The 21310-nt window shown below is 45.7% G+C and carries 20 protein-coding genes; 2 read left to right on the top strand and 18 right to left on the bottom strand.

The annotated features are described in order from the left end of the window. Window positions 1–167: 167 nt before the first annotated feature. Entirely contained in the window at window positions 168–929 is a 762-nt protein-coding gene (locus tag ACS72_RS13040) for a ferredoxin--NADP reductase (protein ID WP_004814709.1), read from the bottom strand. An 85-nt stretch (window positions 930–1014) separates the two neighbouring features. Here ACS72_RS13040 and gigC point away from each other — a divergent pair, with 85 nt between their 5' ends. Further along, window positions 1015–1893 carry a LysR family transcriptional regulator GigC gene (gene gigC / locus ACS72_RS13035; RefSeq protein WP_004814707.1) on the top strand — a complete coding sequence of 293 codons (879 nt, stop codon included), beginning with the start codon at window positions 1015–1017 and terminating at the stop codon, window positions 1891–1893. 81 nt (window positions 1894–1974) lie between these two features. On the opposite strand, the gene ACS72_RS13030 is transcribed toward gigC, so the two are convergent. From ACS72_RS13030 to ACS72_RS12955, 16 genes are all read right to left on the bottom strand, one after another. Then, window positions 1975–2337: a hypothetical protein gene (locus ACS72_RS13030; RefSeq protein WP_048882354.1), complete on the bottom strand. Its 363-nt coding sequence runs from the start codon at window positions 2335–2337 to the stop codon at window positions 1975–1977. A 203-nt stretch (window positions 2338–2540) separates the two neighbouring features. Next, a complete protein-coding gene (locus ACS72_RS13025) occupies window positions 2541–2834 on the bottom strand; it encodes a cold shock domain-containing protein (RefSeq protein WP_004814703.1) in 294 nt (97 codons plus the stop codon). Between the two features lie 83 nt (window positions 2835–2917). Continuing rightward, the gene (upp, locus tag ACS72_RS13020; RefSeq protein ID WP_004814701.1) at window positions 2918–3553 is read right to left on the bottom strand and encodes a uracil phosphoribosyltransferase; all 636 of its coding nucleotides are present in this window, start codon (window positions 3551–3553) and stop codon (window positions 2918–2920) included. A 127-nt stretch (window positions 3554–3680) separates the two neighbouring features. Then, on the bottom strand, window positions 3681–5225 hold the full coding sequence (gene nuoN, locus ACS72_RS13015) for an NADH-quinone oxidoreductase subunit NuoN (RefSeq protein WP_048882353.1): 1545 nt from the start codon (window positions 5223–5225) through the stop codon (window positions 3681–3683). Between the two features lie 3 nt (window positions 5226–5228). Then, window positions 5229–6842 carry an NADH-quinone oxidoreductase subunit M gene (nuoM, locus tag ACS72_RS13010; RefSeq protein WP_004814697.1) on the bottom strand — a complete coding sequence of 538 codons (1614 nt, stop codon included), beginning with the start codon at window positions 6840–6842 and terminating at the stop codon, window positions 5229–5231. A 1-nt stretch (window position 6843) separates the two neighbouring features. Then, window positions 6844–8733: an NADH-quinone oxidoreductase subunit L gene (nuoL, locus tag ACS72_RS13005; RefSeq protein WP_048882352.1), complete on the bottom strand. Its 1890-nt coding sequence runs from the start codon at window positions 8731–8733 to the stop codon at window positions 6844–6846. Next, window positions 8730–9038, bottom strand: coding sequence for an NADH-quinone oxidoreductase subunit NuoK (gene nuoK, locus ACS72_RS13000; protein WP_004814693.1), 309 nt, complete (start codon window positions 9036–9038; stop codon window positions 8730–8732). Before nuoK ends, nuoL begins: the two co-directional genes overlap by 4 nt. Further along, window positions 9038–9556 carry an NADH-quinone oxidoreductase subunit J gene (gene nuoJ, locus ACS72_RS12995; RefSeq protein ID WP_171058617.1) on the bottom strand — a complete coding sequence of 173 codons (519 nt, stop codon included), beginning with the start codon at window positions 9554–9556 and terminating at the stop codon, window positions 9038–9040. Before nuoJ ends, nuoK begins: the two co-directional genes overlap by 1 nt. Then, window positions 9556–10098, bottom strand: a complete 543-nt coding sequence (gene nuoI / locus ACS72_RS12990; protein WP_004814689.1) for an NADH-quinone oxidoreductase subunit NuoI — start codon at window positions 10096–10098, stop codon at window positions 9556–9558. Before nuoI ends, nuoJ begins: the two co-directional genes overlap by 1 nt. A gap of 18 nt (window positions 10099–10116) precedes the next feature. Beyond that, window positions 10117–11133, bottom strand: coding sequence for an NADH-quinone oxidoreductase subunit NuoH (gene nuoH, locus ACS72_RS12985; protein ID WP_004814686.1), 1017 nt, complete (start codon window positions 11131–11133; stop codon window positions 10117–10119). 3 nt (window positions 11134–11136) lie between these two features. After that, window positions 11137–13815, bottom strand: a complete 2679-nt coding sequence (nuoG, locus tag ACS72_RS12980) for an NADH-quinone oxidoreductase subunit NuoG (protein WP_004891706.1) — start codon at window positions 13813–13815, stop codon at window positions 11137–11139. Between the two features lie 11 nt (window positions 13816–13826). Further along, window positions 13827–15158 carry an NADH-quinone oxidoreductase subunit NuoF gene (nuoF, locus tag ACS72_RS12975; RefSeq protein ID WP_048882351.1) on the bottom strand — a complete coding sequence of 444 codons (1332 nt, stop codon included), beginning with the start codon at window positions 15156–15158 and terminating at the stop codon, window positions 13827–13829. Next, window positions 15155–15664 (bottom strand): NADH-quinone oxidoreductase subunit NuoE, encoded by a 510-nt coding sequence (gene nuoE / locus ACS72_RS12970; protein ID WP_004814680.1) that lies wholly within the window; start codon window positions 15662–15664, stop codon window positions 15155–15157. The genes nuoF and nuoE overlap by 4 nt, the downstream gene beginning before the upstream one ends. 14 nt (window positions 15665–15678) lie before the next feature. Continuing rightward, window positions 15679–17466 (bottom strand): NADH-quinone oxidoreductase subunit C/D, encoded by a 1788-nt coding sequence (nuoC, locus tag ACS72_RS12965; protein ID WP_004891702.1) that lies wholly within the window; start codon window positions 17464–17466, stop codon window positions 15679–15681. A gap of 88 nt (window positions 17467–17554) precedes the next feature. Next, complete coding sequence (locus ACS72_RS12960; RefSeq protein ID WP_004814676.1) at window positions 17555–18235, bottom strand: NADH-quinone oxidoreductase subunit B family protein; 681 nt, start codon at window positions 18233–18235, stop codon at window positions 17555–17557. A gap of 6 nt (window positions 18236–18241) precedes the next feature. Further along, on the bottom strand, window positions 18242–18787 hold the full coding sequence (locus ACS72_RS12955) for an NADH-quinone oxidoreductase subunit A (RefSeq protein WP_004814675.1): 546 nt from the start codon (window positions 18785–18787) through the stop codon (window positions 18242–18244). A gap of 402 nt (window positions 18788–19189) precedes the next feature. Here ACS72_RS12955 and ACS72_RS12950 point away from each other — a divergent pair, with 402 nt between their 5' ends. Next, entirely contained in the window at window positions 19190–19546 is a 357-nt protein-coding gene (locus tag ACS72_RS12950) for a hypothetical protein (RefSeq protein WP_048882350.1), read from the top strand. 93 nt (window positions 19547–19639) lie between these two features. On the opposite strand, the gene bfmS is transcribed toward ACS72_RS12950, so the two are convergent. Next, window positions 19640–21307 (bottom strand): sensor histidine kinase BfmS, encoded by a 1668-nt coding sequence (bfmS, locus tag ACS72_RS12945; protein WP_048882349.1) that lies wholly within the window; start codon window positions 21305–21307, stop codon window positions 19640–19642. Between the last annotated feature and the right edge of the window lie 3 nt (window positions 21308–21310).

Raw genomic sequence — 21310 nt, 5'->3', positions numbered from 1 at the left:
GTAAAAAACCTCCGACATGGAGGTTTTTTTGTGTTTAAAGAAAATAAAAGTCTCCCTTTACTAAAGGGGGATTTAGGGGGATTCCAATTTCAGGAAATATTTTTTAATTTAATCCCTTCCCTTGCGCAGCGATGCTGCTCAACCCAAAGGACGAGGGAGAATAATGCTTACCAATAATTCTCGACTGCAATATTTCCTTCACCACGACGGTTCATGGTCAAGCCACGTGCTTTTAATGCTTCTTTGGTATCTTCAACCATATCCGGGTTACCGCAGAGCATGACATGGCTGGTTTCAGGATTAAGCTGCATAGCTGCGGCTTTTTCCAGCTCACCATTTGCAATCAGAACCGGTAAACGGTCATGCAATGCTGCTTCAGGATCACGGGTAATAATTGGAATAAATTTAAAACCGCTATGTCCTTCACCAAAGCTTTCTGCAATTTCCTGAATACGCTCTACATAAGCCAGTTCAGCTTGCGTACGCACGCTATAGACCAGATTAATTTGCTTATAGTTATTCCAGGTTTCAAAGTCTTGCAACATGGATAAAAATGGCGCCAAACCTGTACCTGTTCCCAGTAACCATAAATCTTGTGGTAATGGCAGCTGGTAACGTGCCAGGGTGAGATAGCCATAGGGAATCTTTTCCAGGTAAAGTTCATCACCCACTTTAAGATGTTGTAAATTTGAAGTAAATTTACCTTCAGGCACCACGATTGAAAAAAATTCCAAGGTTTCATCGAAAGGTGAAGACACCACTGAATATGCCCGGACAACGAGTTCATCCCCTATCTTCAAGCCAATACGCGCAAACTGTCCTGCAGTAAACTTGAAATGTGCAGGTCTGGTCATGGTGAAACTAAACAGCGTATCGGTCCAACGGTGTACAGATAAAACCTTTTCTAAGCTAAATTTTTCAATAGACATGATTCAAACGTGGCATCAAAGACTATGCTCATGGTAGCATGACAGCATAATTTATTAATATTTTTTAAATGTTAAGGCTCTATTCATGCGCATGACTCTACGCCAGTTGGCTGTTTTTGTAGCAGTTGCTCAAGAAGGCACCGTCACCAAAGCCAGTGATGCAGTCAAACTCACCCAAAGTGCGGCGAGTATGGCTTTAGCAGATTTAGAAGATGGTCTTGGCGCACCTTTATTCGACCGTCTAGGCAAGCGTTTACAGCTGAATGACTTAGGTCGTTTTCTTCTCCCGCAAGCACTTGAAATTCTTGGTCGCTGTGAAGCTTTTGAACAAGCTGCTAAAGGTGAACTGCAAAGCATTGACCTGCGTCTCGGTGCGACCCTGACCATTTCCGACTATCTGATGCCAGACCTAATGGCGGATTTTTTAAAAATCCAGCCACAGGCACACTTACAACTTCAGGTGGGTAATACTCGCCAGATGATTGAAGCTGTGAACCAGTTCCAGCTGGATTTAGCTTTAATTGAAGGTTCTTGTCACTTACCACAGCTGCAATGTATCCATTGGCGTGATGATGAACTCGCAGTGTGCTGTGCTCCGGATCATCCACTTGCTCAGTTAAACCGTCCACTGACTGCTGAAGACTTTAAATCTGTAGAATGGATTCTTCGTGAAGAAGGTTCAGGTACGCGCGAAGTCTTTGACAATGCTATTCTGCAAGATGTTCCAGATGCTAATATCCGTCTGACACTCGGTCATAACGAGGCAATTCTGAAGATAGTTGCAGGTGGCATAGGTATGTCCTGTATTTCTAAACTGGCAATTGAACCTTTACGTGAAAAAGGTCAGTTGGTGATTCTTGATACACCCTTCTGGTCTCTAACCCGTCCATTATTTATGCTGGTACACCGTCAGAAGTATCAAGGTCCAGGTTTAAAAGCTTTTATGAAATTCTGTGAAGCCTAAATTTCTGTTCAAATTAAAAAAGCGCCTTAAGGCGCTTTTTTAAGAATGGGACAAATATCTTATTAAAAACTGAAGACTGAGCTAAATTTCTCCAAATATCATGAAGCCAAGCGCTGATACAAAAGCCAGCCAGAGTGTAGGACTAAAGAAAATACTGTTACGTACTGGAACAGCCACCACGGCAGGTGCTAGAGATGGCAGTACGACTACATCAGGAACAAATTCCTGTTGGGGTTTGATATCTAGACGCACCATATTGTCCAGTTGAATCTTATTCTGTTCTTCAATGATTCTGAATTTAAGCCGCTCCCCAACTTGAGGCATTATCTCAGGTGAAGGTAATTGCTGTAACTGGAAACCTAACTCCTGTGCCGTGTTTGCCAGTTCAATGCTTCCAGTCCCGCTTAGGGAGTCATAGGTTTTAACTCTTCCATCTGTAAACATGATATATGTCCCTGAATCATCATAGATGGGTATTTTAAGTGGAAGGCTATAAGATATATTGTGAGCTTTAGTAGGTATTTTATTGTTTTAGCAACATCGCACAGCATTTAAGTTAAAAAACTCGTTATAAAATTACATTAAATAAAAAATCAAATAAAAAGAGGCTCCAAAGCCCCTTTTCAGTTTAAATGGAAAGTAAAAATTTAACGTTTTAAGCTAGACAATAATTCAGTGGTAATTGAAGTATTTACCGCGACAGCCTTGGCTTTTTTCGCTTTCTTGGACTTATCAGCTACGCGTTCAATTTTAATAGCTTTGTACTTATCACCATTTTGAATCACGTTAAACTTTACCCGCTCATTACGCTTCGGCTCACCTGAGTCTGCAGGAAAATCCGAAATATGGAAAAATACATCACCTTCTGGAGATGAAATAAAACCAAAGCCCTTCTCTGCATTGTATTGTTTGACTTTGCCTTGATATTGTTCAGAACTCATTTACGTACCCTAATCTGACCATTATATTGTTCAGTATATAAAAAAGAGGCTATAAAAGCCCCTTTCCTGTTCATCTTCAAAAATCAGTCTTTTTGAACCGAACCAAAAATCTTGTCGCCCGCATCGCCCAGACCTGGAACGATGTAACCATTTTCATTCAAGCCATCGTCCACCGCAGCCGTAAAGATCACCACGTCTGGATGTGCTGCTTCAACACGTTTAATACCTTCTGGTGCAGCAACCAGTACCATCACACGAATGTCTTTACAGCCGCTTGCTTTCAGCACATCAATTGCAGCCACCAGAGAAGAACCCGTCGCCAGCATTGGATCAATGATCATCGCAATACGATTTTGTACATCTGGTACCAGTTTTTTATAGTAAGTACGTGCTTCTAAAGTTTCTTCATCACGCTCAAGACCCAGTACAGATACTTTGGCGCTTGGAATCAGGTTCAGAAAACCATCCAGCATACCAATGCCGGCGCGTAGAATTGGCACAACGGTAATTTTCTTACCAGCGATACGGTCTACAGTGACTGAGCCGTTCCAACCGTCAATTTCATGCTCAACAACAGGAAGATCCTTGGTCGCTTCATAAGTCAAGAGCATGGTCACTTCTTGAGCCAGCTCACGGAAGTTCTTGGTACTGATGTCTGCACGACGAAGTAAACCGAGTTTATGTCGGATTAAAGGATGACGGATTTCATGGATAGCCACGGGAGAACACCTAAAAGGTTAAAGATAAATTGCTGCTTATTATAAAGCGATTTTCGTTTTTATATAAATAAAAAAGCCCCCTATCAAGGAGGCTTTTTTTGTAATAACGTTCTAATCTTTCGATTAATTAGTTATAACCGCTTTGCACCAGAGTGAAAATGAACTGTTGAAGCTCAGGTGAGATTGCAAAGAAAGCAAGCTTAGAGAATGCAATCATTGGATCTGGGTAAACACCCAGGATCAGTACCAGTGCAGCCACTGCCAGCACCATGATACCACCCACTTTTTGCCCCCAGTGATTTACAGCGTCAAGACGAGGCGTTTCTGGTGGAGTCATGTACATTACCACCATTACACGTAGGTAATAATACAGACCAATACCTGAACCCAGGATGACCATTGCAGCAAGGAACCAAGACTCGCCAGCTACCGCAGTTTTCACCACCAGGAACTTACCAATAAAGCCCGCTGTTAATGGAATACCAGCCAGAGACAGCATCATCACCGTTAATACAGCAGTCAATACTGGACGGCGCCAGAACAGACCACGGTACTCAGCCAGGCTACCTGCTTCATCGGTGTTGTTGTACGGACTAGACATCAGGGTTACCACACCGAATGCACCGATTGTCGTCAACACATAAGTGATGATATACACATTCACGCTTTCAAATGTCGCGAAGCCCTGGATTTGCAGGAAGTCAGAGTTACGTGCAGAAACGATGGCAACCAGTACATAACCGAAGTGAGCAATTGAAGAGTATGCAAGGATACGTTTCAGATTCACCTGTTTCACTGCCAGCAAGTTACCAGCAAGAATCGAAAGCACTGCAAGGATCGTAATGATGGTGACGAAGCTGTCTGCCAAGATTAAACCTGAAGACAATACATAACGCACAAACAGACCCAACATTGCTACTTTTGCAACTGTCGCAAGGAAAGTTGCAACTGGTGATGGAGCGCCTGCATATACGTCTGGTGTCCACTTGTGGAATGGTGCAAGCGATAGTTTAAATGCCACAGCAAAGACAATTAGCGCAAGACCGATTACCACAGCTGGCTGGCTAAATGCAGAGAACATTTTGCCTGGTTCAGCAGTGAAGTTCAGTGTACCTGTGTACGCATAGATGTAAGCCATACCCATCAGCAGCATTGCAGATGCAGTTGCTGACAATACTAGGTATTTCACACCCGCTTCAAGCGACTGAGAACGTTGATGTGTATATGCCAACAGGCCGTAAACCGGAATCGACATTAACTCAAGGCTGATGAAGAATGAAGCATAGTGCGTGCTTGCCACCATCAACATTGCACCCGCAACCGAACACAACATCAAGATGTAGAGTTCTTCGCGGTTGTCTTTATAAGTTTCAATGTATGCATGTGACAGTGTGCTACACGCAAGTGCAGCAATCAGGATCACAAACTGGTACAGCATCGTAAACGGATCTACGATGAACAGGTTCATCACGTTGGCAGGTGCAAATTTACCCGCCAACAGGACGAAGATCATATATAACGCAGCCAGGTTTAAACCAATAACTGTCGTCGTCGCAACCAGGTTGTGGTTACGCTTAACTGCTGTCACCAGCATTGCAACGATCGCAGTCAACGCCACGATCATCACAGGTGCTAGGGGCATAAGCTCAGAAAAAGACATTGTGAAGTTCATGGCTTATTGGATCTCCACATTTTCAGCTGAAACGGCAGCTTGCTGCACAGCATCAGCTGCTTCAGACACAGGAATGTAGCTATTTGCTAACCACGCCATGCTTGAGTTTGAAATATCAAGGAAGCTTTGTGGGTATAGACCAAGCCATAACAGACCAAACGCACAGATCAACAGGATTACCACTTCACGCGCATTTAAATCTTTCAGCGGATTCGTGTAATGCTGCTTTTGCTCTTCGTTTGGCGTACCAAACAGTGACTTGTGAATCATGATCAGACCGTACAGACCAGCAAACACCAAGCTGATTGCAGCAAGGATTGTATAAGTCGGATATTGACCAAATGCACCCATCAGGATCAGGAATTCACCGATGAAGTTACCTAGACCAGGAATACCCACCAACGCTGCTACGAAGAACATCAGGAAGAATGCTAAGTATGGGAACTGACCGCGCATCCCCCCCATTAGACGCATGTCACGTGTGTGAACACGTTCGTACACCTGACCACACATAATGAACAATGCCGCAGATGACAGGCCGTGAGCCAGCATCATGATCATCAGACCTTGGAAAGTCAGTACGTTACCTGCATAAAGTGCAAGTAGAACGAAGCCCATGTGTGAAATAGATGTGTACGCTAACAGACGTTTCATGTCGGTTTGCTGGAATGCACACCATGCACCGTAGAAAATACCAATCAGACCCAGAATGATCGCAATGTCTGCAAACTGAGCCGAAGCTGCCGGGAAGAACGGCATAACGAAACGCAGTAAACCGTACGCAGCAGTTTTAATCAGGATACCTGCAAGGTCAACAGAACCCGCTGTTGGTGCCTGAGCATGCGCATCCGGTAACCAGCCGTGCAGTGGGAAAACTGGAAGTTTGACTGCAAAACCGATGAACATACAGATCATGAAGGCATAAGCCAATGCTGGAACTTGCGTATCCAGTGTATTCGCAACGCCCAACAAGAAGTTGTAGTCGAAACGGATTTCACCAGTCATTGAGTAACCAGCAACCACCAGACCCAGGATACCAATCAGCATCACCAGACCAGCAACCTGTGTGTAGATGAAGAACTTGGTTGCAGCATATACACGTGACTTGCCTTCTGCCCCTTTATGCCCCCAAAGCGCAATCAGGAAGTAGATCGGTACCAGCATCATCTCCCAGAAGAAGAAGAACAGGAACAGGTCAATTGCCAGGAACACACCAATTACGCCACCCAAAGACCATAAAAGGTTTAAGTGGAAGAAACCAACGTTTTTCTGAATCTCACCCCATGAACAGCCGACTGCCAATACACCAAGCAATGCAGTCAAGCCAACCATCAGTAAAGATAAACCATCCACCGCTAGGTGAATGTTAATGCCCAGGGTTTGAATCCAAGGCAATTTGAACTCAGCAGCCCACGAAGGTGTAGCGCCGCCTAATTCATAAACATAAGTACCGTTCTGCCAGAGAACCACGGTTAACACCAGGGTTACCAGCATCCCGATTAACGCGATATAACGCGGTAGAGACTGGTCGAGCTTGTCGACCAACCAGCATACAAAACCTGCAATGAACGGAATGAGGATCAGAGCCGGCAAAATCATGTTGTTTGGAGCTTCCATTTTATTTCCCCACTACCTGAATCACGAGCAAGATCATCAGTAGGACAACGACACCGAGCCCCATACTAGATGCATATTCACGCAGTGAACCAGTTTGACGTGAGCTGGTAAAGCTGTGACCACCTTTTACAAGTGCAGGCAGTACTAACCACAAGCCATCAATTGGATCACGACCGAACAATTTCGCGAAGAATAAATAAGGCTTCACAAAGATCAGGTCATACAGTGCATCAAAACCAAGTGCATTGCGGCAAATGTTCGCAAGACCAGCACCCAGTGAAGTTTTAGCAAACGATTTCACTGCATTATAAGCAAAGGCAAATAACACTACGCCTAGTGCAAGACCCGCCAGTGCAATACCTACCGCAGTATATTCTGCAGTATGCATGCCATGCTCAAGTGCTTCAGGAATATTAAACGCAGGAACTTTAGCTGAATTCAGGATGCTTTCTACAGGTGCTTTTAATGCTGCACCAACGAAAGTAGAAAGAACCGCAAGAATTGCCAATGGACCCCAGTAAGTCACACCCTTGATTTCGTGATAAGGGGTATTTTCTTTACCGAAGAATACAACCCAGATCAGACGGAAGGTATAGATTGAAGTCAGGAATGCACCTGCAACACCTACCCAGTACAGTGAGTTATATACCGCAACTGATTGACCTTGTACCCATACCGCACCCAGGATGGCATCTTTCGAGAAGAAGCCCACAGTGATGAATGGAATTGCAGCTAATGCACCGCCACCAATCGCGAAACAAGCAAACAGGAATTTGTTCTTGTAGAACAGACCGCCCATCTTGAAGATATTTTGTTCGTGGTGGTAAGCCAGAATCACTGCACCAGAAGACAAGAATAATAATGCCTTGAAGAATGCGTGAGTCAGCATATGGAACAAACCTGCCTGGTAAGCTTCAGCACCAACCGCCATAAACATATAGCCCAACTGACTCATGGTTGAGTAAGCAAGGATACGTTTGATGTCTGTTTGAACAAGCGCAGCAAAACCAGCTACAAGTAATGTCACCGCACCAGTAATCGAAATGAACATCATCACTTCAGGCGCAAGTTCAAATACTGTGAACAGACGGCAGCACAGGTAAACACCCGCTGTGACCATCGTTGCAGCGTGGATCAATGCAGATACAGGTGTTGGACCAGCCATCGCGTCAGCTAACCATGTTTGTAACGGGATCTGTGCAGATTTACCTGCAGCTCCCAGGAACAACATTAATGCAGTCCAGATGGTCAGTGATGAGCTTTGAGTCATCACAGTCGCAGCATTTTCAACGATGTACTGAGTATTCAGCGTACCGAATTGCTGGAAAATCAGGAACATTGCGATCAGCAGGAATACGTCACCGACACGAGTCACAGTAAATGCTTTAATTGCAGCTAAACCGTTTTTCGGGTTCTCGTAGTAGTAACCGATCAACAGGTAAGAACACAGACCTACGCCTTCCCAGCCCAGGAACAATAACGCCAGGTTATCGCCCAGAACCAACAGCAACATGCTCGCAACGAACAGGTTGAAGTAAGAGAAGAAACGTGCGAAGTCTTCTTCACCGCGCATGTACCATGATGCAAAGATATGGATCAGGAAACCAACGCCAGTCACCATACCAAGCATTAACAGAGACAGACCGTCTAAATGCAGACTGATGCCAGGAGCAAAACCACCTACATTGAACCAGGTCCAAAGATGCTGAACTTGAGCAACGGAACCGTTAGCCTTAAAGTCCATACCCGCGATCAGTGCAAATAATGCAGACAGACCTACGGCACCCACACCAATAATGGCTGCAACAGATTCAGGAAGCTTGTTACGCCCTGCCGCTAAAAGGACAAAACCAATGAGCGGAAATAAAATTGTTAGATATAAATAACTCATCCGCGCATCTCACTAGCAGCATCCACATCCAGATGATGGAAGCGATGATAGAACTGAAGGACGATCGCAAGACCAATACACGCCTCTGCCGCAGCCAGCGTCAGAATAAAGATGAACATGATCTGACCATCTGGCTGTGCCCAGGCACTGCCCGCCAGGACAAACGCTAAAGCAGCAGCGTTCATCATGATTTCAAGGCTCATTAGAATGAATAGCAGGTTGCGTCGCACCATTACACCGTAAAAACCCAGTGCAAAAAGAATGGATGCAACGATCAAACCATGCTCTAAAGGGATGTTGCCCATTATTTATTGTCCTCTTCTGCACCTGGTTCACGTTTGCCAAGATGATAAGCAGCAACAAGTGCGCCTAACAGTAACATCGCAGCAACTTCTACCAATAGTAAGTACTGTGTAAAGAGCGTTTGACCAACTGCTTTAGGGCCAACAATTTCAGCACCCATCACCAGAGACGGCTGAGCGTAATCTGAGTTCAGCACCCAAACCAAGATCAGACCGATCAGGAAGCTCATGAGTGCCGGGTAAGCCCAGGCACTTGAAGTTAACCACTTACGCTCCTGCTCAATGGTTTGTTCACCCAGGTTCAGCATCATGACCACGAATACGAACAAGACCATGATCGCACCAGCATAAACGATGATCTCAAGAGCACCGGCAAACGGCGCTCCCACGATCATAAACATGCCTGCAACTGCAAGAAGTGAAACAATCAGACTTAACAAAGCATGTACCGGGTTCGCGTTAGTCACTACACGAACCGTAGAGACGATGGCCACAAGCGCCATCAGATAAAACGGCCACATCATGGTAATAGACTCCGTACATCAACAGGCGCACTTTCACGCTGTGCCTGACCTTTCTCTTTACCAGTTACAGCCATACCTGTTACGCGATAGAAGTTATAGTCAGGATATTTACCAGGACCAGAAATCAGTAAGTGTTCTTTTTCATAGACTAAGTCTTGACGAACATATTCACCGAGTTCGAAATCAGGTGTCATTTGAATTGCAGTGGTTGGACATGCTTCTTCACACATACCGCAGAAAATGCAGCGTGAGAAGTTGATGCGGAAAAATTCCGGATACCAGCGGCCATCTTCTTTTTCTGCTTTTTGCAGAGAGATACAGCCTACCGGACAGGCAACCGCACACAGGTTACATGCAACACAACGCTCTTCGCCATCTGGGTCACGCGTCAATACAATACGGCCACGGAAACGTGGTGGCACGATTTCCTCGGCTGGTACTTCTGGGTACAAGATGGTGTCACGTTTGCGCGTTGCATGGCTGAACACCATGAACAACGAACGAACGATTGACCCGAATCCAGCTAGAAATTTAAACATTTTGTTCTCCCTGCTGTCTTAGGCCTGATTCATCAGAATCACAGCACCAGTCACCAAAAGGTTAACCAACGCCAATGGCAAGCAAATTTTCCAACCAAAGTTCATCACCTGGTCATAACGTGGACGCATTAATGAACCACGTGCCAGTACGAACATCATTACAAAGAATGCTGTTTTGATAATGAACCAGAATGCTGGTGGAATGAATGAAATTTCCAGGTTAAAAGGCGCTAACCAGCCACCGAAGAATAAGGTTACGATCAATGCAGAGATCAGTACGACGTTGACATATTCCGCAACGAAGAACATACCCCATTTCATACCGCCATATTCCACATGGTAACCTTCAGCCAATTCCTGTTCTGCTTCTGGTTGGTCAAATGGATGACGGTGAGTAACCGCCACACCTGCAACCACGAAGATCAGGAAGCCAAGGAACTGAGGAATCACAAACCATACATCGCGTTGTGCTTCTACAATTTCACGCATATTGAATGAACCAGCAATTGCCACTACACCCATCAACGAGATGCCCAGGAACACTTCATAAGAAATAGTCTGAGCTGCAGAACGTAAACCACCTAAAAGCGCGTATTTGTTATTCGATGACCAGCCACCGAACAGTACTGCATAAACTGCAATACCTGCCATTGCCATGAAGAACAACAGGCCGATGCTCATGTCTGCAACACCCAGGTAAGGTGAAACAGGAATAACCATGAACGACAGCACAGCAGTTGCCATCGCAACTGCAGGCGCCATACGGAAAGTCAGCTTGTCAGCAAATTTTGGTGTCCAGTCTTCCTTGAACATGATTTTCAGCATGTCGGCAACGATCTGGAACATACCACCCGGACCTACACGGTTAGGACCGTAACGGTCCTGCCACAAGCCCAGTAAACGACGTTCAATGAATGACATCAACGCTGCGATCAGTACCACAACCAGCAAGATCACGATCGCTTGAATGACTGAATAGGCAATTGGCCAGTTTTCAGCCCACAGCGGCGTCTGACGGATCAATTCTTGTTCCATGAATTATACTCCTACCGCGACTGAAACAGGCTCTGCAAGAGATACCGTCGGTGCTAGACCAATTGGGTAACCAATATAACCTGTAGGTAAATATTCAATCACTTGTACAGGAAGAACGATTGAAGTCTCGCCTGCTTTCACAGTGATCTTCTGACCGTCTTGCAGGTTCAAGCGTGTAGCATCCTGTTCGCCCACTGCAAATACTGCATCCGGAATACGTGATTCCATTGCTGGTGTTTTGATCGTGAATTCGCCAGAGGCAAAGATGTGATGCATCGGTACCAGACGGAAGCTTTCAGCGTTCACAAGCACAGGTGCTGGTGCAACGAAAGTACGCGCTGGACGTTTCGGTAACAGGTCGAACAGACGGATACCAGAATCACCACCTTTCAGATGACCACCCACTTTATCCTGGAATTTGTTCCAGGCTTGTGGAGAGTTCCAGCCCGCTGACCATGCAAATGGCACAAGTGGAGATGGAGTCTGGTCACCCACATAACCTTCCATCGAGAAGGTTAACGCAGTGTCTTGGTCAGTCGGCTGTTTCGGCTCGTGTACAGAAAGCGGTGCACGCATTGCAGTACGGCCAGAGTAACGACGTGGTTCACGTGCAACTTTCAGACCATGAACACGGAAGCCCGCGTCTGGAGCAACGTCTTGAATCGCTTCAAGTGCAGGAACATTTTTCGCTACTGCATCAATCACGTCATCAAGTACAGTCCAGGAAATTGACTGACCTTTCACACCAGTTTCAATGGCATGCAACCAGCGCCAAGATTCTTTGATGGCCAGTTCAGGATTGTAATAGCTTGGGTCATACACTTGGTAGAAACGCTGTGCACGGCCTTCTTGCGAGACTACAGTACCGTCACCTTCAGCAAACGATGCAGCAGAAAGTACGATATTGGCTTTCTTCACTGTCTCAGTTTCAGAATGATCAAGCACGATCACTTCTTTACCTGCCAGTGCAGCATCTACCTGAGCGGTTGGTAAACGACGGTAAAGGTCGTTTTCAACAATCACCACAGTGTCGTAATCTTGAGCGAATGCTTGCTCAAGACTGTGACCACCGAAGATTGCCAGACCCATTGAGTTCACTTCAGGAACAGTCAAAGTCAGACCAGCATTATCAAGGTTCTGTGCAACCTGTGCAGCAGCTTCCATAATCGCAGCGTCTTGCAAGCTAGTACCAGAAACAATCAGTGGTTTCTTTGCAGCTTTCAGCGTATCTGCAATCGTTTGTGCAAATGCTTTGGCATCGTCATCTAAACCCAGGATGCTTTCGCCTTTCACACCTGCCGCAATGGCAAAACCTAAACGCGCGATGTCATTTGGAGATGCAACCACTTCACCTGTTGCTACGTCAGCTAGACGTGTTTGTGTTGCTGCCAAAATGTAAATCGGAGATTTTGCATCTTGCGCAATACGTTGAACAGGCTCAGCCAGCCAGTCTGGTGTACGGCGCTCTGCCGCCATTTCTTTGCCTTTATTTTTCGCAGCTTGGCGAACAGATAAAGCCATGCGTGGCGCAGTTTGAGTCAGATCTTCACCCAGAATCAGAACAGCATCGTAACTTTCGATTTCACGCATGTTCGGGTTGTAAACACCCTCGGTTTGCATGATTGAAGCAGCCAGTTCAACCAGGTTTTGCTCTTTTTGAGACATACCAGTTGAGTAGTTGTCCTGACCAACTAACTCGCGTAATGCATAGTTGGTTTCAAGTGACGCACGTGGAGAGCCGATACCCAGAACTTTTTTGCCTTGGATATTTGCAATCACAGTATCCAGTGCAGTATCAACTGAAATAGTTTCTACGTTGTTACCTGTACGGAACTGTGGCTGACGTGGACGATCTTCACGGTTTACGTAACCTGTACCGAAACGACCTTTGTCGCACAGGAAGTACTGGTTAACATCACCATTGAAACGGTTTTCTACACGACGCAATTCACCATAACGCTCACCCGGAGAGATGTTACAACCTGAAGAACAGCCATGACATACGCTAGGCGCATACTGCATGTCCCATTTACGGTTATAGCGTGCTGAGTGAGTCTTATCGGTGAATACACCAGTCGGACATACTTCAGTCAGGTTACCCGAGAATTCAGATTCCAAAGTGCCTGATTCTGGACGGCCGAAGTACACACGTGATGCATTGGCATATACGCCAAAGTCGGTACCGCCAGCATAATCTTTGTAGTAACGCACACAACGGTAACATGCGATACAACGGTTCATCTCGTGCGCAATAAACGAACCAAGTTCCTGGTTGTAATGCGTACGCTTAGTGAAACGGTAGCGACGACGGTCATGCTGTGTCATTACTGTCATATCTTGCAGGTGACAGTGACCACCCTCTTCACAGACTGGACAGTCGTGCGGGTGGTTGGTCATCAAGAATTCAACAATCGAAGCACGAAAATCTTTTGCTTCTTTGTCTTCAATCGAGATATAGGTATTGTCAGACGCAGGCGTCATACATGACATGACCAAACGGCCACGCGTATCTTCTGGATTCGCGTATTGGGTCACAGCACATTGACGGCAAGAGCCGACAGAACCTAAGGATGGATGCCAACAAAAGTATGGGATGTCGATGCCCAGACTCAAACATGCTTGTAGCAAGTTCTCTGAGCCGTTGACTTCATACGATTTTCCATCGACATGAATTGTAGCCATAGTCGAATTCCTTAAGCTTGTTCTACGTTGCTGGTTTGAGCTGCGGCATTCACCACTTTTGCTTCAAACTCGCCACGGAAATGTTTGAGTGCGCCCATTAACGGTTCCATCGCACCTGGTGCGTGAGCACAGAAAGTTTTACCAATCCAAAGCTTACGGGTAAGCTCTTGTAAGTGATCGATATCTTCTTTCTTACCTGTACCATCTTCTAGTGCTTTAAGCGCTTTCACCGCCCAAGGCAAACCATCACGGCAAGGTGTACAGAAACCACAAGATTCACGCGCAAAGAATTCTTCTAGGTTACGTGTTGCTGAAACCATACATTGAGTTTCATCAACCACCATCAGCAAACACGTACCCAGACGTGAACCTGCTTTCATGATGCTTTCCGCATCCATAGGAAGGTCAATATGTTCAGCTGCCAGGAAGTCAGTGGATGCGCCACCTGGTAACCAAGCTTTCAGTTTCAGGCCATCACGCATACCACCGGCATGATCTTCAATCACTTCACGTGCAGTGGTACCGAATGGAAGTTCCCAAAGACCAGGGAATTTAACTTTACCTGATGCACCGTAGATTTTTGTGCCTGGATCTTTCGATTTACCCGCAGATAAGCCGATGTACCATTCAGGACCACGCAGCATGATTGCTGGCAAGTTGTTGTAGGTCTCTACGTTGTTGACAATCGTAGGACGACCCCAAGCACCTGCAACCTGCGGGAATGGTGGTTTAGTACGCGGATTGGCACGGCGACCTTCAAGCGAGTTAATCAATGCGGTTTCTTCACCACAGATATAACGACCCGCACCAGTATGCACGTGTAATTCGAAGCTCCAGCCTGAATCCAGGATGTTGTCACCCAGGTAACCTTTGGCACGAACTTGCTCAAGCGCTTCGTTCAAATACTTCGCAGCTTCAATGTATTCCCCACGGATGAAGATATAACCGTGTGTTGCTTCAAGCGTATAGCCTGCAATCAACATTCCTTCGATCAACTGGTGTGGAAGATCTTCCATCAACAGGCGGTCTTTGAAAGTACCTGGTTCCATCTCATCAGCATTACAAATCAGGTAACGAGGACCTGAATTGTCATTTGGCGCCATCAAAGACCACTTGATACCTGCCGGGAAGCCTGCACCACCGCGACCCTTAACAGTCGCTGCCTTAATGATTTCAAGCACATCTTTAGGCGGCATGGTCAGCGCTTTCTTAAAGCCTGCATAACCTTCTAAAGCTTCGTAGTCATCAACACTACGAACATTGGCTTGTTTGCTCAAACGCCAGGTCAATGGATGCGTTTCTGGATTACCGTCGCCATAAATTGGTTTTGGTTCAGTATTCATACATACTTCTCCAATAACTGTTTAATTGAGGTCACTTCAACCAGACCATGAGTATCTTCATCAATCATCAGGGTTGGACCTTTGTCACAGTTACCTAAGCAGCAGATTGGTAGCAAAGTAAAACGACCATCAGCGGTTGTTTGACCAAACGAAATCCCCAATTCACGCTGGAAAGCTTCTGCTAAAGTTTCCGCACCCATCAAGAAGCACGCAATAGAGTCACATAACAGGATCACATGACGGCCTACCGGCTGACGGTAAATACGGTTATAGAAAGTCGCAACACCTTCAAGGTCGGCAAGGCTCATGCTCAGCATCTGCGCGATGGCATTCATCTGTGCATCGTCTACCCAGCCATTGCGACGCTGTACACACTTCAGCGCATCTAGGCACGCTGCACGCGGGTACGGATAGTGACCAATGTGATGTTCAATCTCGTGGATTTCGTCAGCTGTCAAAATCCCTTCAACATTCACACGTGGCTTTTTATCAGTCAAAATCATCATAAAGCGTTTACCCCTTAGCGATCCACGTCAGCCATTACGACGTCAATGGTCGCTAAATAAATGATTAAGTCAGACATCAGACTGCCGTTAATCACGGAAGGCATTTGCTGCAAGTGGGTGAAGGTCGGTGTACGGATACGGGTACGGTAACTCATGGTTGACTTGTCTGAAGTCAAGTAATAGTTCGATGCACCTTTTACCACTTCCGCCATTACAGATGCTTCACCAGCAGGCATTACAGGACCCCATGACACGCTCAGGAAGTGCGTAATCAAGGTTTCAATATCTTGTAAAGTCTTGTCTTTTGGTGGTGGAACAGCCAGTGGGTGATCCGCTTTGTATGCACCAGACGGCATGTTGTCCAGACATTGCTTGATGATTTTCAGCGATTGTTCAATTTCACGATAGTGAACGATCACACGTGCATATGCATCGCCTTCGTACTCCACCGGCACTTCGAAATCATAGTTTTCATAACCACTGTATGGACGGTATTTACGTACGTCAAAGTCGATACCTGTTGCACGTAAACCGGTACCTGTTACGCCCCAAGCCAATGCAGATTTTGCATCGTATTGCGCAACGTTACGGGTACGGCCTTCAAATACTGAGTTTTTCAGTGCTGCAGTGTGGTATTCCTTCAAACGTTTTGGCATCCAATCCAGGATTTCACGGATCAGGTGCTGCCAGTTGTTTGGAAGGTCATGCGCAGTCCCGCCAATACGGAACCATGCTGGATGCATACGGTAACCGGTGATCGCTTCAATCGCGTCATAGATCTTTTGACGGTCAGCGAACATATAGAATACTGGCGTCATACCACCAGCATCCTGAATCGCAGTACCGATATACAACAAGTGGTTATTGATACGGAACAGTTCCGACATCATGACACGGATACATTGCGCACGCTCAGGCACGGTAATGCCGGCCATTTGCTCTACACCCATCACGTATGGCATGTTTTGCGCACAACCACCAAGGTAGTCGACACGGTCTGTATACGGAATGAATGAATGCCAGGTTTGACGTTCAGCCATTTTTTCCACACCACGGTGGTGATAGCCGATATCTGGTACGCAGTCTTTAATTTCTTCACCGTCCATCTGCAAAATCACACGGAATGCTCCATGCGCAGACGGGTGGTTAGGACCCAGGTTCAGGAACATGAAGTCTTCGTCAGCTGTGCCGCGTTTCATACCCCAGTCTTCAGGAACGAAACGAAGATGTTCCTGTTCGTAGTCCTGCTTCGCCTGGTTCTGACGGTACGGCGTATATTCAGTCGCACGTGCAGAATATTCTTTACGAAGTGGATGACCTTCCCAGTAAGTTGGCAACAGGATACGACGAAGCATTGGATGCCCTTCGAAGTTGATGCCAAACATATCGTAAGCTTCACGTTCGTACCAGTTGGCATTTGGCCAGATGTTGGTTGCAGTCGGGATATTGAGATCGCTCTCACTCAATGCAACTTTAATACGGATGTCCGTATTACGCTCTAGCGACAACAGGTGATAGAACACGGTGAAGTCAGACGCAGGTAAACCGTCGCGGTGCGTACGCAGACGCTCATCTACCGCTGACAGGTCGAACAACATCACGTATGGACGTGACACTGTACGCAAGAACATTAAAACGTCTTGTACACGTGCGCGCTCAACCCAAACCGTCGGGAAATCCTCGAAAGTTGTTTGCACATAGAAGTTCTCACCAAACTTGGTTTTGAGCTCTTCTACAATTGCAAATGCAGGGCGGGAATCAACAGATGTTGATTCTGGCATAGCAATGTCAGTTTCAGCCATTGGCTTGGCTTCCTATTTAATACAAATTCAGTCAACCTAAACGACAACTACACCCAAGTCGGGTGCATAAAGAAATTTGTCGCTTAAATTATTTAATTTCATCCATTGAGCGCAGATTTTTCACAGCAATACGCTGATCTTTCTTACGGTCACGTTCTGGCATCATCTTTGGCTTATACACTGGCTGAAGATCATCACCAATCACCGCAGAAAGCGGACGACGCTCAAGTTGAATCTGGTCTTGCAATAGCATGAGTGCTTGAATCAATGCTTCAGGACGTGGCGGGCAACCTGGAATGTACACATCCACCGGAATAATTTTATCCACGCCTTGTACAACTGAATAAATGTCGTACATACCACCTGAGTTGGCACATGCACCCATTGAAATAACCCATTTCGGTTCAAGCATCTGTTCATACAGACGTTGAATCACCGGAGCCATTTTCACGAAGCAGGTACCTGCAACAATCATCAAATCCGCCTGACGCGGTGAAGCACGAATAACTTCGGCACCGAAACGTGACAAGTCATGCACGCCGGTTAAGGTCGTTGCATACTCTACGTAGCAGCAAGATGTACCAAAGTTGAACGGCCAAACTGAGTTCTTACGCCCCCAGTTTACTGCAGTGTGCAGCACATCTTCTAAGCGAGTCATGAATACGTTTTTATTCACTTCTTCTTGTAGTAACGGATCGTCAACAACAATACGTTCCTGAAGTGGATATTGATCAGCATCCGGATTCGCACGGGTTAGAGTGTATTTCATCCCGGGTTACTCCTTATCAGATAATGGAGCCGGTGAACCTTTCACACGACCAGATGATTGAGCTGGAATTTGACCAGTCGGGTCTATAACCAATTCTTCAATTGAGTTGAAGCGAGTGATTTCTGCGATATCCATGTTTGGCGAACCAATCTTAGTTTTAACTCCTGTCGCCTTACGTTTGTCTGAAGGTGCCCAGTTAAGTGCGCCGGTGGATAATTCGTAAATCAAACCGACAAGTAAAACTAAAATAAAGATAGCTGCAGTTGCAAAACCAATCCATCCCACTTCACGAACAGAAACTGCCCATGCATATAGATAAAGTGCTTCTAAATCGAATACGACGAAGAAGATTGCAACTAAATAGAATTTTGCAGACAAGCGGATACGAGCTCCACCTGCGCTGACTACGCCTGACTCAAACTGCTCCTGCTTGGCACGGCCCCATGATTTACCCCCGAGGAGTAATGGGACAGTGAGCATAAAGACGCATAAAAATGTAACGCCGATCACGAAGGCAATAATTGCCCATTCGTATGGAGTAATGGCACTCATGCGGGGATAACTCCTGGCAGGCCTATGTATTAACAAAGAATGTATGTATTGGCCTTCAAATACACCAAACACAAAATTAATCCCGCCAATTGTACCTGATTTTGGATTTCACTTGCTAGCTTATAAGTCTTAGTCTTTTGGATGATTTTTTGGACGAATACCCGATTTTTCTAGGTTCTATCGCCCATGTTACGAAATAATCGCTTTAATAAATCAAAAACAATAAATTCATTATTTTTTCCAAAATCAGTTTAATTGTTTTAATGGCTGATTCTACTGAAACATAATTACTGCCTGTGAATTGTGTACTTTTTGCAACCACTTGCATCTGCAACTTCATCCCTTTATCGCTTTGTGTTATTCCTATAAACAGCATAAAAATGAACAAGAAGGATTGAATATATGAGTTTAAAGTTCACCCACAAACCTGATTATTTTCTCTATGCCCAGCTATTTGTTCGACATCTTGAAAACTATATTGTGAAGCATCCTGAGGAAAACACTCCTAATTTCAACTTGCAGGATATTTATGATCTGTTTGGCAAGGATTTCGCTTCTGCCTCGACAAATTTAGAAGGCATTTTAAATATTGCTGATGAATATCGCGTGGAAACTCTGCATGGCGACCAAAAACTGATTCAGAGCTATAGCATCGATGGAAAGTACAATAAACTTCTGATGAATCTGAATTCGGAAGCGGCCAAAAGTCTACGCGAAGGTAAACCGATCATTGAGCCCGATGCTGAAATCCATGAATAAAGCGAATTATAAAACCTGAGTGCTTTCATTAATTAGCCTCAATAAAAAAAACGATGCGGATGCATCGTTTTTTTATAATCTAAAGACACCTTTTTATAAGGAATCCAGGTCTTCTTTATGCTCTTCAACAGCCTTAAAGCGAGATTTCTTCTTATAACGTTGAGCTGGCCAGCTCATGGTAAAGCGTGCACCACCCAGCTTAGGACTTTGATCTACTTCGACCTTGCCACCAAACCAGAAGGCAATCCGGCTAACAATCGACAAACCCAGGCCATAACCACCAGATGCACGGGTACGGCTGTCATCCAGACGCGAGAAGGCTTCAAAGACGCGAGCACGATCTTCTTCCGGAATCCCCGCACCATCATCTTCTACACAGATATAAGCCTGTTGATTGGCATCAATACCACCACTAATCATGATTCTTTCATCACAATAGCGCACAGCATTCCCGACCAGATTTTGTACCACACGATGCAGATAACGACGCTCGGCCTCAACCTCGATATCCATCGGCACCTGATGCAGCTCGACTCTCTTGCCAGTTTTTAGCGCTTCAGTTTCAGCCACAACCTGATCCAGCACTTCATGCAGATTAATCTTCTCGAAATCAAGGGAAGGTGTACCCTGCTCTAGTTTGGCATAGGTCATGATCTCATCAATCAGCTTGTTCAAGGCCTCGATGTCTTTATCGATCTGTTCCATCTGTTGCAAACGATATTCATAGTCATCTTCATCTGCCAGCATTTCCATGGCAAAACGGATCCGCGCAACAGGTGTCCGCAGTTCATGTGAAACTGCACGCATCAACTCACGCTGAGCTTCGATCAGACGCTGAATATGATCTGACATGGCGTTATAGCTGGATGCCAATAATGCCATTTCATCTTTACCATCTATCGCCAGACGCACCGACATGTTACCGGACTTCATCTTGTTCAGGGCATAGCTAACTTCACGCAGCTTACGTTGCATCGGTACCAGCAAACCATATACCCCCAGACTCAGCACAAACATACTCAGCAAGGTAATCCCGGCTGCCAACTGGAATGGCATCCAGTTAAACAAAGGCACAGGCCCCATCACCAGTACTTCAGACACTGAGCTCGGAATCGGAGAAACAATTGAAATAGTGGTACCGCGAATCGTGGCACTATCCCGGTAGAGGATAATACTGTGATCTAGACGTAGACGGCCAATCTGTTCTGAATCGAGCGGCAGACTCTGCACATCCTGAATACTGATTGGATAAGAAAAATACTTCTGGATCTTTTCCAGATATTCTTTTTCCTGACCTGGGTAATAAACCAGATAGTCCAGAATAAATACCGGCAGCGCCTTCATCTGGCGCTCGGTAATATTGTCTGCCTTTATATATAAAAAATGCTTTGGATCATCACGCAATCCAATGACCACATAAGCCACTGAGGTTTGTGCATCCCAACGCACTACCGCCTTACGGTCTTCAATACGACGTTTCTCTGCACGGGTCAGATCAACTTTTTCAGCTTCTACATAATAGATCGGAAGCTCCAGTAAATCTGAAGCATCCGAAATCCAGTCCAGTTTCTGCTGCATATTCGGCTGGCGTGCTACCCCTTCACTCATGATATAGGCCATACCATCAGTCAAGGACTCACGATATACCTGCGCCCGCTGGTAGTTAATAATCTGCACCAACAGATAGCCGAACAGGGTCACCAGGAGTACCAGAATGACAAGTCCTGCATAAATACGCAAAAATATATTGTGTTTGAACACTTA

The organism is Acinetobacter sp. VT 511, assembly GCF_001077515.1.
In the GTDB taxonomy this organism is placed as follows: Bacteria; Pseudomonadota; Gammaproteobacteria; order Pseudomonadales; family Moraxellaceae; genus Acinetobacter; species Acinetobacter schindleri.
This window is presented reverse-complemented; position numbering and strand designations above follow the sequence as displayed.

Coding starts and splice junctions, on each gene's coding strand:
- ACS72_RS13040 (WP_004814709.1), bottom strand. CDS start 929: ATGTCTATTGAAAAATTTAGCTTAGAAAAGGTTTTATCTGTACACCGT.
- gigC (WP_004814707.1), top strand. CDS start 1,015: ATGCGCATGACTCTACGCCAGTTGGCTGTTTTTGTAGCAGTTGCTCAA.
- ACS72_RS13030 (WP_048882354.1), bottom strand. CDS start 2,337: ATGTTTACAGATGGAAGAGTTAAAACCTATGACTCCCTAAGCGGGACT.
- ACS72_RS13025 (WP_004814703.1), bottom strand. CDS start 2,834: ATGAGTTCTGAACAATATCAAGGCAAAGTCAAACAATACAATGCAGAG.
- nuoN (WP_048882353.1), bottom strand. CDS start 5,225: ATGAACTTCACAATGTCTTTTTCTGAGCTTATGCCCCTAGCACCTGTG.
- nuoM (WP_004814697.1), bottom strand. CDS start 6,842: ATGGAAGCTCCAAACAACATGATTTTGCCGGCTCTGATCCTCATTCCG.
- nuoL (WP_048882352.1), bottom strand. CDS start 8,733: ATGAGTTATTTATATCTAACAATTTTATTTCCGCTCATTGGTTTTGTC.
- nuoK (WP_004814693.1), bottom strand. CDS start 9,038: ATGGGCAACATCCCTTTAGAGCATGGTTTGATCGTTGCATCCATTCTT.
- nuoJ (WP_171058617.1), bottom strand. CDS start 9,556: ATGTGGCCGTTTTATCTGATGGCGCTTGTGGCCATCGTCTCTACGGTT.
- nuoI (WP_004814689.1), bottom strand. CDS start 10,098: ATGTTTAAATTTCTAGCTGGATTCGGGTCAATCGTTCGTTCGTTGTTC.
- nuoH (WP_004814686.1), bottom strand. CDS start 11,133: ATGGAACAAGAATTGATCCGTCAGACGCCGCTGTGGGCTGAAAACTGG.
- nuoG (WP_004891706.1), bottom strand. CDS start 13,815: ATGGCTACAATTCATGTCGATGGAAAATCGTATGAAGTCAACGGCTCA.
- nuoF (WP_048882351.1), bottom strand. CDS start 15,158: ATGAATACTGAACCAAAACCAATTTATGGCGACGGTAATCCAGAAACG.
- nuoE (WP_004814680.1), bottom strand. CDS start 15,664: ATGATGATTTTGACTGATAAAAAGCCACGTGTGAATGTTGAAGGGATT.
- nuoC (WP_004891702.1), bottom strand. CDS start 17,466: ATGGCTGAAACTGACATTGCTATGCCAGAATCAACATCTGTTGATTCC.
- ACS72_RS12960 (WP_004814676.1), bottom strand. CDS start 18,235: ATGAAATACACTCTAACCCGTGCGAATCCGGATGCTGATCAATATCCA.
- ACS72_RS12955 (WP_004814675.1), bottom strand. CDS start 18,787: ATGAGTGCCATTACTCCATACGAATGGGCAATTATTGCCTTCGTGATC.
- ACS72_RS12950 (WP_048882350.1), top strand. CDS start 19,190: ATGAGTTTAAAGTTCACCCACAAACCTGATTATTTTCTCTATGCCCAG.